This is a genomic window from Geminocystis sp. NIES-3708 (assembly GCF_001548095.1).
In the GTDB taxonomy this organism is placed as follows: Bacteria; Cyanobacteriota; Cyanobacteriia; order Cyanobacteriales; family Cyanobacteriaceae; genus Geminocystis.
In genome coordinates this window covers 2,486,084-2,501,090 of record NZ_AP014815.1, presented here as the reverse complement: position 1 = coordinate 2,501,090, position 15,007 = coordinate 2,486,084, and the positions used below count along the sequence as shown (strand labels likewise).

General features: G+C 29.5%; 14 protein-coding genes. 7 read left to right on the top strand and 7 right to left on the bottom strand.

The window, feature by feature from the left end:
* The first annotated feature begins 136 nt into the window (after nucleotides 1-136).
* Together GM3708_RS18560 and GM3708_RS11035 are read left to right on the top strand one after the other, a co-directional pair.
* Nucleotides 137-448 (top strand): hypothetical protein, encoded by a 312-nt coding sequence (locus GM3708_RS18560; protein ID WP_144439312.1) that lies wholly within the window; start codon nucleotides 137-139, stop codon nucleotides 446-448.
* Entirely contained in the window at nucleotides 445-1,779 is a 1,335-nt protein-coding gene (locus GM3708_RS11035) for a protein kinase domain-containing protein (protein ID WP_066346785.1), read from the top strand. Before GM3708_RS18560 ends, GM3708_RS11035 begins: the two co-directional genes overlap by 4 nt.
* Before the next feature lie 400 nt (nucleotides 1,780-2,179).
* Here the strand turns inward: GM3708_RS11035 and GM3708_RS11030 are convergent, their stop codons facing one another.
* Together GM3708_RS11030 and hemF are read right to left on the bottom strand one after the other, a co-directional pair.
* The gene (locus GM3708_RS11030) at nucleotides 2,180-2,392 is read right to left on the bottom strand and encodes a hypothetical protein (protein WP_066346782.1); all 213 of its coding nucleotides are present in this window, start codon (nucleotides 2,390-2,392) and stop codon (nucleotides 2,180-2,182) included.
* A gap of 95 nt (nucleotides 2,393-2,487) precedes the next feature.
* Nucleotides 2,488-3,507, bottom strand: coding sequence for an oxygen-dependent coproporphyrinogen oxidase (gene hemF, locus GM3708_RS11025; RefSeq protein WP_066346779.1), 1,020 nt, complete (start codon nucleotides 3,505-3,507; stop codon nucleotides 2,488-2,490).
* A 428-nt stretch (nucleotides 3,508-3,935) separates the two neighbouring features.
* Between hemF and GM3708_RS11020 the strand changes: the two genes are divergently transcribed.
* Nucleotides 3,936-4,415, top strand: coding sequence for a polyketide cyclase / dehydrase and lipid transport (locus tag GM3708_RS11020; protein ID WP_066346777.1), 480 nt, complete (start codon nucleotides 3,936-3,938; stop codon nucleotides 4,413-4,415).
* On the opposite strand, the gene GM3708_RS11015 is transcribed toward GM3708_RS11020, so the two are convergent.
* The 5 genes from GM3708_RS11015 to metK all read right to left on the bottom strand — a co-directional run bounded on the left by GM3708_RS11015 (nucleotide 4,405) and on the right by metK (nucleotide 11,299).
* On the bottom strand, nucleotides 4,405-5,991 hold the full coding sequence (locus tag GM3708_RS11015) for a hypothetical protein (RefSeq protein WP_144439311.1): 1,587 nt from the start codon (nucleotides 5,989-5,991) through the stop codon (nucleotides 4,405-4,407). The genes GM3708_RS11020 and GM3708_RS11015 overlap by 11 nt on opposite strands.
* Nucleotides 5,992-6,256: 265 nt before the next feature.
* Nucleotides 6,257-6,595: a hypothetical protein gene (locus GM3708_RS11010; RefSeq protein WP_066346771.1), complete on the bottom strand. Its 339-nt coding sequence runs from the start codon at nucleotides 6,593-6,595 to the stop codon at nucleotides 6,257-6,259.
* Between the two features lie 396 nt (nucleotides 6,596-6,991).
* Nucleotides 6,992-8,683 (bottom strand): alpha/beta hydrolase, encoded by a 1,692-nt coding sequence (locus GM3708_RS11005; protein ID WP_066346769.1) that lies wholly within the window; start codon nucleotides 8,681-8,683, stop codon nucleotides 6,992-6,994.
* A 164-nt stretch (nucleotides 8,684-8,847) separates the two neighbouring features.
* Nucleotides 8,848-9,663, bottom strand: coding sequence for a carbon dioxide-concentrating mechanism protein (locus GM3708_RS11000; protein ID WP_066346766.1), 816 nt, complete (start codon nucleotides 9,661-9,663; stop codon nucleotides 8,848-8,850).
* Between the two features lie 379 nt (nucleotides 9,664-10,042).
* Nucleotides 10,043-11,299: a methionine adenosyltransferase gene (gene metK, locus GM3708_RS10995; protein ID WP_066346764.1), complete on the bottom strand. Its 1,257-nt coding sequence runs from the start codon at nucleotides 11,297-11,299 to the stop codon at nucleotides 10,043-10,045.
* Between the two features lie 87 nt (nucleotides 11,300-11,386).
* Between metK and GM3708_RS10990 the strand changes: the two genes are divergently transcribed.
* The 4 genes from GM3708_RS10990 (at nucleotide 11,387) to prs (ending at nucleotide 14,989) form a co-directional block, all read left to right on the top strand.
* Nucleotides 11,387-12,028 carry a bifunctional 2-polyprenyl-6-hydroxyphenol methylase/3-demethylubiquinol 3-O-methyltransferase UbiG gene (locus tag GM3708_RS10990; RefSeq protein ID WP_144439310.1) on the top strand — a complete coding sequence of 214 codons (642 nt, stop codon included), beginning with the start codon at nucleotides 11,387-11,389 and terminating at the stop codon, nucleotides 12,026-12,028.
* A gap of 78 nt (nucleotides 12,029-12,106) precedes the next feature.
* Complete coding sequence (locus tag GM3708_RS10985; RefSeq protein ID WP_231932913.1) at nucleotides 12,107-12,652, top strand: DUF1176 domain-containing protein; 546 nt, start codon at nucleotides 12,107-12,109, stop codon at nucleotides 12,650-12,652.
* 91 nt (nucleotides 12,653-12,743) lie between these two features.
* Nucleotides 12,744-13,676, top strand: coding sequence for a DNA adenine methylase (locus tag GM3708_RS10980; RefSeq protein ID WP_066346746.1), 933 nt, complete (start codon nucleotides 12,744-12,746; stop codon nucleotides 13,674-13,676).
* Between the two features lie 482 nt (nucleotides 13,677-14,158).
* The gene (gene prs, locus GM3708_RS10975) at nucleotides 14,159-14,989 is read left to right on the top strand and encodes a ribose-phosphate diphosphokinase (protein WP_066346744.1); all 831 of its coding nucleotides are present in this window, start codon (nucleotides 14,159-14,161) and stop codon (nucleotides 14,987-14,989) included.
* The last annotated feature ends 18 nt before the right edge of the window (nucleotides 14,990-15,007 follow it).

Genomic DNA, 15,007 nt, shown 5'->3' with positions numbered 1-15,007 from the left:
AAATAATTTAAATTCTTCTTCCTTTACTACTGAAAGTAATCAAAATCTATCAGATAATCAAAATATTTCTAATTCACTTACTCCGAATAAATCTGAAATTAATGAACCAAAATTTATAGAAATTGAGGTAAATACTATGATTTATAAAGACAAAGAATTATCACAAGTTTTAATAGAATCTACTCAAACAAAAGTCAAAGCACAAATTATAGAAGAAGGGGATAATTGGCTTAAAATAATGCGGACTGTTTATGCTCATAAATCTACTTCAACTACTCAAAATTGTACAGATAAAGAAATCATACTTACTCAAAATATTAGAATAGAACCAGATAAAAATGCTCAATTATTCGGGACATTAAAACAACCTTCACAATTTAAAAATCTTGATAGTAATAGTCAATTAGAGTGGTGTAAATTTCAATTTGAGGTGTATATTAAAAAATGAAATATCCATTAAGAGGGGATTATGAAATAGCTGTTAAGTATCTTGATAAACTTGTACTTGATCCCATATTAAAAACAGGTAAAGCGGTTACGCAAGTTCAAAATCCTAATTTTTTATTTTCTTTGAGTGGTGGAAAAGCTATCGTTTATCAGATTCAAACCAATCCTAAAAAATATGCTCTCAAATGTTGGGTAGAGGATTTAGGTAACTTAAAAAACCGTTATCAAGCCATTGACAATTATTTAACCACCGTAAAACTTCCTTATTTTGTTGATTTTGCCTATCAAGAAAAAGGTATTATTGTTAATGGGCAAAAATATCCTATTGTTAGGATGGAATGGGTTGAAGGTGTTAGTTTTAAGGAATTTATCGCCAATAATATTAACAATCCCGTTTATATTCGTAATTTTGCTGATAAATTTTTAGAAATGATGACAATTCTTCATCAAAAAAATATTTCCCATGGAGATTTACAACATGGCAATATTAAAGTGCGTAGTAATGGAGATATATGTTTAATCGATTATGATAGTTTATATGTGCCTCAATTAAGTAATGAAAAAGATGTTATTAAGGGATTAACCGGTTATCAACATCCCAAGAGAAAATATTTGGATAAACTGAGTTCAAAATCCGATTATTTTTCTGAACTCATCATTTATTTGTCCCTTTTAGTGATTGCTGAAAATCCTCATTATTGGCAGAAAATTGAGCAAGAAGAAAGGTTAATTTTTTCTGAAAAAGACTTAATAAATCCTAGTTCATCTTCTACATTTAAAGAACTTAAAAAACTCTCACCAGAAATTATTTATTTTACCGAACAATTAGAAAAATGTTGTCAAACATCGGATATTGAATATTTACAACCTTTAGAAATTGTAGTCAGTGGCTATAAGGGCAATAAAAAAACTTGGGAGTTTCTACCACCTCCTACTTCCATAAACATTAATACTAATTCATCAGCTTTTGGTATTTTTGATCCTAGTACATCTCAAACAGCTACGACAAATAAAAATCAACCAGTTTCAGATCCATGGTGTACGATAGAGAAAAATAATTTAAAACAAAAAAAAGATGATCCTTGGAGTAAATTAAAACAAAAAACCTCCAATCCTTTTGATGATAAATTTACTCCAAAAACACCTATATCAACATCGAAAAAAGATCCTTTTGATGAGATTGAAACTGATAAAATTAAACCTATTGAAACTGATAAACCACAGCTCATTAATACAAATAAAGATGTATGGGATAAATTTGAAAATATTTGGAAAAAATTATCAAAATCTGTATCTTCTATTTGGCATAAAATTGTTAATTGGCTTAATTAGTAATTAATTTCCAGCAAAATAAATTTATTACTTATTCTTTTATATTTGCTCTTCATAAATTTATCAAAAACGATTATGGCAATTTATACCCTTATGAGGCACACTTTTTAGATTTTAATTGAAAATTGAAACTCGAATAAACAAAAAGGGTTACTCTTTTGATTCACTAACACCATATTTATTTAGATAGAATTTGATTATTTTTTTGAAATAATTTGATGATTGAAAATGATGACATTGACTGTTCATATTTTCCCATTTTAAATCTACCTATTTCACAAATTGGTGATATACATGATCATTACTGATAATTTCTTCAACCATTAATTGAATTGTAAGGCGTGAAGAGGTTTTTCTTGATGAGAACTTATTTTTTTGTCTTCTCCTTCAACTTTATCATTTAAAACGGCTTGTAATGCAATGAATAAGATAAATCTTTTAAATTATTACTAACAAAAAGTTTTATTTCTATTTTTAATTTAACTATTTTTGGTACTGGAGATTCTCCTTTAAGAAAACTACCTCCTTCTTTGCCTGTTAATTCTGCTAGAGAAAATTTTCTACCTTTGAGAATGACTTTTTCCAATTCAATATTTTTTTCAGGCTTCGTCATTGTTAATTATTTTGATGATATTTATTAACTAACTTTTTATCATGATAACGATGATTTATTGAATAGAAAATTAATTGTTAATTGTTAATTATTAATTATTTACTCCAATCTGCCCAATTTTGGGGTTTTAAAAATACGTCATAAAGTTGAGCCTCTGGGGTATTTGGCTCTGGTTGATAGCCGTATTCCCAACGCACAAGAGGAGGTAATGACATTAAAATAGACTCAGTTCTACCGTTAGTTTGTAATCCAAAAATAGTACCTCTGTCATAAACTAAGTTAAATTCTACATAACGTCCTCTTCTATATAATTGAAAGTTCCGTTGGCGATCGCCATATTCAGTATTTTGACGTTTTTGTGCAATAGGAACGTAAGCTGGTAAAAAAGTCCGACCACAGTCTTGAATAAAAGCAAATAAGTCCTCCCATGTTCGATGATTTTGAGGGGGTAAAGAACGGCTATAAATAGCTGCATCTTTATCTTTATGAGGACCACGATAAAGGGGATCAGTACCATCTTGATAATCAAAAAACAATCCGCCAATTCCTCTAGTTTCGTTACGATGTTTCAAATAAAAATATTCATCACACCAACGCTTAAATACAGGATAATATTCAGGATGATGTTGATCACAAGTTTTTTTGAAAGTAGAGTGAAAATGATGGGCGTCTTCAGCAAAAGGATAATAAGGCGTTAAATCTGCACCACCACCAAACCACCATACTGGACCTGCTTCAAAATAGCGATAATTAAGATGTACAGTAGGTATATAAGGATTTTTTGGATGCAATACCATCGAAGTACCAGTAGCATAAAAAGAATGTCCTTCAGCTTCGGGACGTTGCTGTAAAATGCTAGGAGGTAAATGATTGCCCCAAACTTCCGAAAAGTTTACGCCACCCTGTTCAAATATATTACCATCAGTGAGGACTCTGGATCGTCCACCGCCTCCTTCTTCTCTTTGCCAACTATCTTCTTTAAATTTACCTTTACCGTCTAATGTTTCCAAACCCGTACAAATTTCATCTTGAAGAGTCTGCATAAATTGACTAACTCTAGCTTTAGCATCTTCGGGAGGAAGAGAAGTTTTAGGAGTTGCTTCTGTGGTAGCCATGTTTTTATAAATATTTATTAAAATAACTTACAATTTACCAATCTAAACTGTGAGAGCATCATTAGACTATGATTATTATTAGATCTTAATATTTTGCAACAGTCAAAAATTAAGAATAAGAAATGAAGAATTAGAAATTAATAATTAATAATTAATAATTATCGCAATCCTAAATCAGTTGTCAAATATTTAAAAGTAACAATAAATTATATAATCACTATAGAATAAAGGGTTTAAACCACTTGTCTCCAGATTTTCGAGATTTATTTTGACACAAATCATTTAGGACTGCTATATATCAACAAAATATATAAATAGAATAGTAGTTTAAAATTGTTGTAAGTAAAGAAAATCCAAAGTTTTTATTCTCAATTTTACATTTTCTTAAATTATCGTTAGTCAGCAACAGCAAGTAGTTAGTAAATATCATGATATTGAATTTCTCTTTTAAATTATTGGCGGAAGGTGGCAAATTATTATGTCAATTTTCCCTTTATAAAACTTATCGGGTAGTTACAACTGTACCTGTTGATATTGTCTGGCGAAAATTAATCAACTTAGCAGATATGTCATGGCATCCTCTTTTCTCTCAAACAGATTTACCTAAAGGTTTAATTCCAAAACCAGGGTTAATTTTTCAAGTAGTGACTCGTCTAACTCCTATTCCCATTCGAGTATTTGTGGAAAATGTTAAACCTAGAGAATTATTAAGTATTCGTCTATTGGCAATTCCGGGTATTGAACAACGTATCACGTATCAAATAGAATCTACTTTATGCGGTAGTTATATTTCTTATTCCATCACTCTGCGAGGTTGGCTATCTCCTTTTATTTGGTGGTTAATTAAACCTTATTCAATTAAAGTAGCTGATGAATTAGTTAATGCGGCAGCAAAATTTATTTATTAGGTATTATTTCAGAGTTTATATTATGTTGAGAATCATTAAAATCAGTAAAAATATAAACGTTTAGCCATTTTTCATTAATTTTATTTTTTGTCAAAAAATATAGGACACTTTCAATGCCTTTAAATTGAGGTTGATAGTGAAATATTATTTTTGATTTTTGTTGATATTTATTTATTATATTAATAGGAATAGATTGATCAAAATCAGCAGAAAATAACATAACAGTTTCTGGTAAAAAAGTGATGAAGTCATTTTTATTTACTTGTTTGGATTCAAAGCATTTAAAAGGACGAAAAGACATACATAAATTGTCAGTAAAATTATTCGAGGCTTTCATTATTAAGTAATTAGCCTGTTGTTCAAAATGATTTTTATCTTCTTCATTATTCTTGGACAAAATAGGAAAATTTTTATAATTTAGAAATGACGCAAATTCCATAATATAATAAGATTCATTCGCTGGAAAAAATAAATTAGTATTCATATTATTTTTTATATTATTTCTTAGAAAATTAGTAGTTTGTACTCTTGATTCTATTTCTTTTTTTCTAGCTAAAATTGCGTAAGAAGAATAGTGTAAATTGGTTATAAAAATTAAAAATAATAGACTGATACAAATAGGTAATTTGTATTTATTTTTTTCTGTTTTGATAAAAACTTCAGAAATTATATTAACTAAGTATAAAAGGGCAACAAAATCAAAAGGTGCTGTATAATACCATCTAAACATATTTAGTTTTAAATATGCTAAAAAATATAATAAATTTCCTATTGCTAAAGAATCCCATATTAAGTTAATTTTATATTTTCCTAAACATACTCCTACTATTCGTAAAGGTAAAAATAAAACAAAAATTAATAATATAGGGTTAACTTTAATATAACTAGTAAAAGTAGATAATATATTAACTTCTTGTCTTTCTTCTGTATAAGAAATCTCCACTTTTCCGTAAATATAGAATATATATAAAAAGAAAAAAACTAAAGATAATAATATTAAGCCAAAATCAATCCAGTTTTCTGAAATATAACTTGAGATTTTATTTATTTTTTTACCTAAAAGCTTATTTTGAAGTGTTTTTAAGAATAAATGAGCAAGACAAAATCCCATGATAAATAAAAAACTAGGCTCTTTATAATAAAGTAAAAATTGAGCGGAAATAAAAATTCCAGATATGTAAATAAATGAATTATTAATTTGATTTTTAAGTAAACAAAAAATAAAAATAGCCAACCAAAAAATAAGATTTCTTTCTGGAAAAATTAAACCAAAAAAAGAAATAACAAAGGTTGAAGAAGTAATAATAATAGTAGTAATAAAAAGTTTATTTAATAAATTGAAATTAGATAAAATTGATAAACAAAGATAAATGATAATAAGTAATTGTAAAACGGAAAAAGATTGATAAGCAATGGGAGTTTTACTGATAAGACTAATTAAATTATATTCTTGAAGCCCTAAAGGCCAAAATCTTCCAGCATTAGGCCAAATTGGCATATCAAAAAAGCGATTTTGAAGGGTGAAAAAGGTAAATTGATTATTGTCATGATAACCAAAATCTTCGCCATAAAGCATTAAATAAATATAAGCGATAATAAATATATAAAAACTTACAATTAGTAAAAAATCTAAAGTCTTTTTTTTAGAATTTTTTTTAATAGATAATATTTGATTAATAGTTGTATGATTATTAATTTTAAAAATGAAAGCAATTCCAATTGTAATTAATAAAGAAGTTACCCAAATAATTAAAAATAAACTATGATTTTGAAAGTACGTTAATATTATTGAAAATTTTGAATTATCCATCTTTTCAATTTATTATTGTTATTCTAATTTTTTAATTTCCCACCATTAAAGATAAATGTAATCCTTTAGGAGTTAAGAATATAATACTAGGATCATAACCTGTTTCACAAGATTTAAAACCACCAACATAAATTAAAGTTTTATTATTACTTATAACACAAAGACTTATGCCTCGATTTGCCTTTGCATAAGATACTGTAATTTCTAATTTTTCATCATTAGGTAAAATAATAATCTGAGAATTTAAAACTAATATTTCTTCTTTTACTATAGAAATAAAATTTTGATTAGATAATGATTGAAGGTTAAATTCTGTGAGTATTTCCCATTGATTAGAATCTTGATTACCATAACTAATATATAATTTCATTGTTAAAAGCTTTTCTTAATCAAATCATTAAATATTCATTATATATGATAGTATTTAGGGAAAGTAAATCTGATTAGGATTGTAAGATAAACTATTCCCTGGGCACACCCCAAAAATTATATAGTAGAGAAAGATTTCATTAGGACATTATGAAACCCTAACGGTATAGTCAATATTATAGTTTTGCTATATTTTAATTTTCTAATAAAAAAATATTGATTTTCTTTTTAAATGAAAGTTTTTTGTTTCAATCTTAATTCATATTGTCATTAAAATTAATTATAAAAAATTATTTCCTTTTATCCATACATATTAGATAAAAAATTTTCTGTTTGGTCTTATTTATTTAATTTTCCTAACTACAAATACTTATATAGTATCCCTTCAACTAATTAACTAACGAATTATTGAGCCGAAAATAAGATCGGAATTATCTTGTATAAATTGGTCAAATTTTTGTCGCAGAGCAGGAACAGACTTATGAGTGATAATATGAGTTTTAAATTCTTCTCCTTCACTTAAATGTTTCCCGTAAGATGATTGCAAATATACTCGGTAATTTTCATCGCTGTTTAAATGTACTTTGAAAAAAGCCAACGCCATAGAATTAGTATATTGTTCTAAAAGGTAAGGTGAAGGTAAAGTTAAATTACCAACTGTTTCTACTAAATCTGTAATACCTGCATCTAGTTGAGAAAAATCAACATGGGCTTGTCCTTCTTGTAGTTGAAAATAAGTATTTTCGCTATTAAGAAAAGGAAAAGTTCGGGCTTGTTCAAAAACAAAGGGTGTAGCTGGATCGTAGCTTCCAGCCCCAAAAAATGTAGGTATTTTTACTTCATTTAATCCATTTATTCCAAAAATAGAAGCATTTACGGGATTCATCGTAAAAACGGCCTTAATTCTAGGATCTCGAAAATTATAATCTTTTCTGGGTAATTTTAAAGCACGACATTGTAATAATAATGCTGTATTAAGATTTCCAAAAGTAAGGTTACAGCTATTTTCGAGATTTTCAAAGTCAATTTTGGCTCCTGCTACGGCTAAAGCACCATAACCCCCAAAGGAATGTCCTCCAACACCGACACTTTCGAGGTTTAAATTACCACCAAATTGACTAGAGTTTAAACGGGTTAGTTCATCTAATAAGAATGTAATATCTAAAGGTCGATCAGTAAATTCATTCAACAGGAAAATTTGCCGAGATAACCCAGCTATAAAATCTTCTGTTTGACGAATATCACTGCCCGGATGTTGAGGCATTGCGACTACATAACCGTAAGAAGCTAAATGTGTGGCGATACTCTTAAAATCTTCGGGGCGAGAACTTAAGCCATGGGAGAAAATAATAACAGGATTATTCGGAGTTAACTGTTGTGGTTGATATAATTCCACATAAAACCGACGATTTCTACTAGAGTCAAATAAATTTAAAGTAGTATTACTCACTCTCATTGGTCCAAGCTGTCGAATATCGGTTAATTTATTAAAATCAACGGAAGGATTAGAATCAGTTTCTGCCATAGCTAGATTAACTATTTCATTCGCAAAAAATTCGCTACCTCGAACCACTAAGTTAATTTGGTCAGTATATTTCAACGCTTGAGGTATATCAATTTGAATATCAACGGCTAAATTACGCAATACATTAATTAAACTTAAACCATCTTTTTCTAAAGCCGCCTTAATTAATGCTCCTCTAAGAACATATTTACCATTTCTTCCTCCTCTAATATTAATAACTGAACCAAAATAGTTAAGTAATCTTTCTCCTTCGTTAGTGTTTAAAATACGAGAAATTAACACAGGATCAACGATAACAGGAGTCGTTAATGCTTTGCGAAACTCGGCGGTTTGTTGTTCATTAACTCGTGCTAAATTAAGATAAAAACCTAAATTTTTATTAACAGTGCCATCTTTAGCAAATTGTTCTAAGGAATTTACCCGTAAAGAAGCAATAAAAGGAGTATAAACTGCAAAAATATTCTCAGCAGAATAAACTTTTTTAATGTACAAGGCATTTAAACTCAGAAGACTTAAACTTAAAGCAGTAAATTTACGAGCAAAACAACGATCATTGAAGTTCATAAAAACCTAGAAAATATTTATTTTTAGTAATTTAGTTAATATTAGTTCAGAGTCGAAAACTCTATCACAATTATTTAATAACTATTAAAATTTGTTTTTCTAAGTTAATAATCTTAATTATTTTTCAAAAATATTATATTGAGAGTTTGAAGTCTTGACAAAATCTATGATTGATCATTTTCAGTTTGAGGCGGTAATTCTAAAATAGATTCTAATTCTGCTTTTTGTTGTACTTTTTCTCTAGTTTCAAAAGTTAAAGGTACTTTTTCTAACTCAGGTAAAGCAACTAATTTACGACGTTTTTGAGTACGTTGTTGAGTCGTAAATGTAGGTAATGGTTGTTGTTGCGATTTTTCATCTAACCAATAATTAGCCACAGGTAAGGTATGTTCCAAATCTTCCAATAAACGAGGAATAATCATCACGGCATTTAATTCTCCAATTCTTTCGGCTTCCGCCATTCCCGCTTCGATAGCTACGGCAACATTAGCAACCGAGCCTCTTATAATAGCAGTACATAAACCTGCACCAATGGTTTCATAGGAAGCTAATTGTACATCGGCTGATTTGAGCATTGCATCTGCCGCACCCACCATGGCAGGAAATCCTTTAGTTTCAATTAAACCAATTGATCTATTACTTAATTTACTATAGCCTCTTTTTTGTTGTGCTTCTACTACTAAACGACTACCAATAGGAAATATTGCTTCTAAGTTGGGCATCGGACGGGCAATTACCAATTTCGTATGTAATTGTCCTATTTGTTCTGCCATTTTTGCTCCTTCTTCTACAGCCAAACGGACATCAGCTATATTTCCCCTCACAATGGCTGTACAATGACCAGCACCAATTTTTTCATAACCCACTAACAACACTTCTGCTGACTTAAGCATCATGTCAGCCGTACCAACAATGGCAGGAAAACTGAATGTGGAAACTAAACCAAGTGCGCTATCTGGACTTATGTGCCTATGTATCATGGATAATGTTGAGAATAATTATATATTCTCTTTATATTTAGAATGAAACTCAAAAACTGCGTCTATGATCTAATCATACATTATAATTGGTGATTCAGAAAAAGTAATCAAGGAAGACTGGGGAGCTAGAAGAGAAAACTAGAAGAACCCGAGTTCGATATAAAATTATTGGTGAGAACGGACTCTTGTTGACAGGCTGACAGGTAGATTGTTTCCCGTAAATGAATAAAATTATCCCAAAAATGTACAAATATTAAGAATTTTTCTCCTTGTCCACCTGTCTTGTCTTCACCATTTTTCTTCTGTTGAACCGAGATAAGAGAGGAGAAGACTAGAAGTTAATTTTTTATTCCTAATCCCTCATTCCTCATTATTTATTTTAGGCGATCGCTAAATTTTTATTAATAGAATCCAAAAGTAAAGCCGCTTTATCAGTTCTTTCCCAAGGTAAATCTAAGTCAGTACGTCCAAAATGACCATAGGCGGCAACATCTTGATAAAAACGACCATTTCGTTGAGATGGTAGAGAACGTAAGTTAAACATTTGAATAATACCTGCTGGGCGTAAGTCAAAATGGGCTTTAACTAAAGGTAATAGTTTCTCTTCAGGAACAGTAGATGTTCCGAAAGTTTCAATAAAAATACTTACAGGTTGAGCTACGCCAATAGCATAACTCACTTGTACTTCGCACTTACTAGCTAAACCAGCCGCAACAATATTTTTTGCAACATAACGAGCGGCATAAGATGCACTGCGATCAACTTTGGTTGGATCTTTGCCAGAAAAAGCTCCGCCCCCATGACGTGAGTAACCGCCGTAGGTATCAATAATAATTTTACGTCCTGTTAAGCCCGAATCTCCTTGAGGACCACCAATGACAAATTTACCAGTAGGATTGAGTAAGAAACGGGTTTGAGCATTTGGTTTAATCTGTAAATCATGAAATACAGGATCAACTACTACTTCTTGAATTGCTTCTCGTAAAGTTGCTTGAATAGCATTATTATCCGTAATATTTCCAATGGTAGCAGAATGTTGAGTAGAAATTAAAATAGTATCAATTCCTACGGGTTTATCATTTTCATAGGCGATCGTCACTTGAGTTTTACCATCAGGACCTAAATAAGGTAATTCTCCTGATTTTCTGACTACGGATAAACGTCTAGCAATGCGATGTGCCAAGCTAATGGGTAAAGGCATTAATTCGGGAGTTTCATTACAAGCAAAACCGAACATAATTCCTTGATCTCCTGCCCCAATTTGATCAAGTTCATCATCACTAAGATTTTCTCGTTGTTCTTGAGCTTGATTCACCCCTTGGGCAATATCTGCTGATTGTTCATCTAAAGCGATTAAAACCGAGCAACTCTCCGCAGAGAAGCCGTTATTTGCATCAGTATAACCAATATCAGCAATTTTTTTACGAGCTAAATCAATATAATTCACATTTGCATTAGATGAAATTTCTCCAGTAATCAAAACTAAACCAGTATTAACAACCACTTCTGCGGCTACTCGGCTAGATTGATCTTGAGTTAATAAAGCATCTAAAATAGTATCGGAGATTTGGTCACAAATTTTGTCCGGATGCCCCTCTGTAACGGACTCGGACGTAAACAAATAGTTACGACTCAATTCTTTTTTTCCTCAATGATTTTGGATCTAATCTTATATGATATAGGCTAATATTGCCATAGAGAAAATTATTAACATGAAATTTATATGAATCAAGAATTTGATTATGGTTGGAAAAGCGAGAATTCTTCTCATTCCCATAATTATTATCTTCCAGCAATCTTGTCAATGTTACCCTCTCCTATTTCACCCAGAGGGGAAAAATTAAAAGTCTTGGATTTAGGTTGTGGAAATGGCTCTCTCACTTCCAAGATTGCAGAAAAAGGATTCGATGTTACAGGTATTGAAGAATCAGAATCAGGAGTAAAAATAGCTAGTCAAAACTACCCGAATTGTAGTTTTTTTGTGGGTAGTGTATATGAATTAAAATATAAAGAACAGTCATTAGAAAATGCTTTTGATATTATCATTTCTTCAGATGTGATTGAGCATTTATTTTTTCCTCGAAAGTTAATTGAAGCAGCAAAAATATGTTTAAAACCTCAAGGAAAACTTTTAGTTACAACTCCATATCATGGATATTGGAAAAATTTAGCTTTAGCTATGTCAGGAAAATTAGATCAGCATTTTACAGTTTTGTGGGATGGAGGACATATAAAATTTTTCTCAGTCAAAACTTTAACAGAATTATTGAAAGAAGAAGGATTTACAGATATTCAATTTAATTTTGTCGGCAGATTACCCTATTTATGGAAAGGAATGTTAAGTATTGCTACTATTAATAAGTAAAAAGTCTTGGCAATAAATCTATTGTATTTTTTAAAATTACCAAAATTATTTTTTATAAATCTAAAAGTTGCATTTTCTTTGTTAATTTTATTGTTGATTTTTGGTTGTCAAAAACAAGTTAAAGAATCAAAAGAATTAACATCTATTTCCATCGAAAAAAAACAAGAAATTCTTGAAATTATTTATAAGCAACCAAATATAAATCTTTGTAATCAACAGCAGGATAAAGATTTATCGAAAGAATCAGCTAATATATTAATTTTGAACAATGAACAATATTTAGTTGAAATTTTATGTTTTTTAGGTGCATATCAAAGCAATTATCAATACCTTTTATTGGATAAAAATTTAAAAAAAATAGAAGTCATTAATTTTGATACTTTTGAAAATAGTACTGATAATTTAAAATTAATTAATATTAATACATTAACTGGTACAACAGAATTTGATCCTTTAACTCAAATTTTAGTCCTAGAAACAAAAACCAGAGGCTTAGGAGATTGTGGTAGTTTTGCCAAGTATCAATGGAAAAATAACCAATTTGAATTGCAAGAATATCGTTATAAAGCTAATTGTGATGAGGTTTATATCTCGCCAGAAAATTATCCTTTGATTTATCCGTAAAGTAAGCAAATAATTATCTAATATTAGATTAAAAAACAGGTAATCGGTAATCAAAATATTAAAAATTCTGGAATACAAATAAGATTAAGAAATGAAAAAAACTACACCAGTTATTAATAAAGCTAAACCTTTTTTAAAATGGGCTGGAGGCAAAAACCAGTTATTAAATACGATTAGAAATTTTTATCCTGAATCTTTGAAAAAAAACCAGTGTTCTTGTTATATTGAACCATTTATTGGAGGAGGAGCGGTTTTTTTTGATATAGTGCAAAACTATCAATTAAAATATAGTTATTTATCGGATATTAATCCTGAAATTGTTATAACTTATAAAGTGATTCAGAAGTCAGTGGATTTATTAATAGAAAAAATAGCTGAATTATCTGAACAATATCAGTCTTTAAATTTAGAAAAACAAAAGGAATTTTTTTATCAAATTAGAGAAATTTATAACCAAGATAGAAAAGATTTTAATTATACTGATTTTTCGGATGGGTGGATTAAACGTTCTGCAATGTTAATCTTTATGAATAAAACTTGTTTTAATGGTTTATTTAGAACTAATAAAAGTGGAGAGTTTAACGTGCCTCACGGAGAGTATAAAAACCCCACTATTCTTGATCAAGAAAACCTTATTAATGTTTCTACTTTATTGCAAAATAGTGATATTGAATTAGCTGATTTTTCTCAGAGTATTAATGCTATTAAAGATAATTCTTTTATGTATTTAGATCCACCTTATCGTCCTTTAAATAAAACATCTAATTTTACATCTTATTCTACTTCTGTATTTAATGATTTTGAACAACAACGATTAGCTGAATTTTACAAAAAATTAAATTGTAATTACAAGATATATTTAATGTTAAGTAATTCAGATCCTAAAAATGAAAATCCATTAGATAATTTCTTTGATGAACTTTATCAGCAATTTAATATACATAGAGTTTCCGCTACTAGAATGATTAATAGTAAGGGAAGTCAACGGGGTAATATTAATGAATTGCTAATTACAAATTATTAGTTAAATAATAAAATTATGCCCAGAGTGCTTACTTTTAGGTGGAATCTCAAGCCCAAGAAAAAGAATGAAAGCAAGACAAGTAAGTAGATGAGTATAATTATTTGTGGATTTTATTTTTCCTAAGCCTTTGGTAACAATGGGTAACAAAGAGTTTAAACCCCTTGTCTTCCATTGCCGATACAGAATAAGTACTTAAACAAGTAGAAAAATTCCTAATGTTTGTGCATTTTTTTAATAATTTGATTAACTGACAAAAAATAAAATCTCCCTGTCAGCCTATCAACCAGAGTTAGTCATCATCTATTTCTTGATCGAACTGAATTACTAAAGTGTTTTCAACGTCAAGGTTAATTTGTTTAGTCTTAATCTCAACCTTACAGCCACACTCAGCAAATTCTAATTTTCCCCTTGACATTATAACTGTCTCTATGCCATTATATATTTATTGGCTCAAAGCCTATATAAAAAATAGAAGCTAAAAAATGTCCATATTAGTTAATAATTCAGAAATTAAAACCTTTAATTTTCCTGCAGGAGAATGTCATGTTACTTTATTACCTGAAATAGTTACGCCAAAAACTATGATTAAAGGTGTTTTAAACAGTAGTAATGATATTATGGCTTTATTGCTTACCGTAGATGCTATTCGCCGTATTTTACCCGATGTCAGTCTTGAGTTAATTATTCCTTATTTTCCTTACGCTAGACAAGATCGAGTTTGTAATCAAGGAGAAGCTCTAAGTGTAAAAGTTATGGCGGACTTGATTAATAGTTTAAGATGCGATCGCATCATCATTATTGATCCTCATTCTGATGTAACTCCTGCTTTATTAAATAATTGTCAAATTATCACCCAAGCAGATATTTTAAATGAAAGTTATTTGAAAGAGAAACTTTTAAGAGATAACTGGATATTAATTGCCCCAGATGCAGGTGCAGAAAAGAAAACCTTTGCAGTGGCGAAACGTCTTGGTTTATCAGATGTTTTTTGTGGAAGTAAAATCCGTGATACCAAAACAGGTAAAATTCTGACGACTACTTTTCATGATGATGTCAAAAGACGAAAAGTTTTGATAGTGGACGATATTTGTGACGGTGGTAAAACTTTTATTGAATTAGCAAAAGTACTTCAAAAAAAAGAAGCTCAAGAAATCGCTCTTTATGTTACTCACGGTATTTTTTCTAAAGGTTTAAAACCATTACATCCTTATTTTAGTCAAATTTATTGTTATCACACTATGTTATCTCTTGAAGAACAAGATAGTAGTTTTCTGACTATATTCTCTAATTATTCTCAAATGGCGAAAGATTAGATATTGATTGTGATTTTT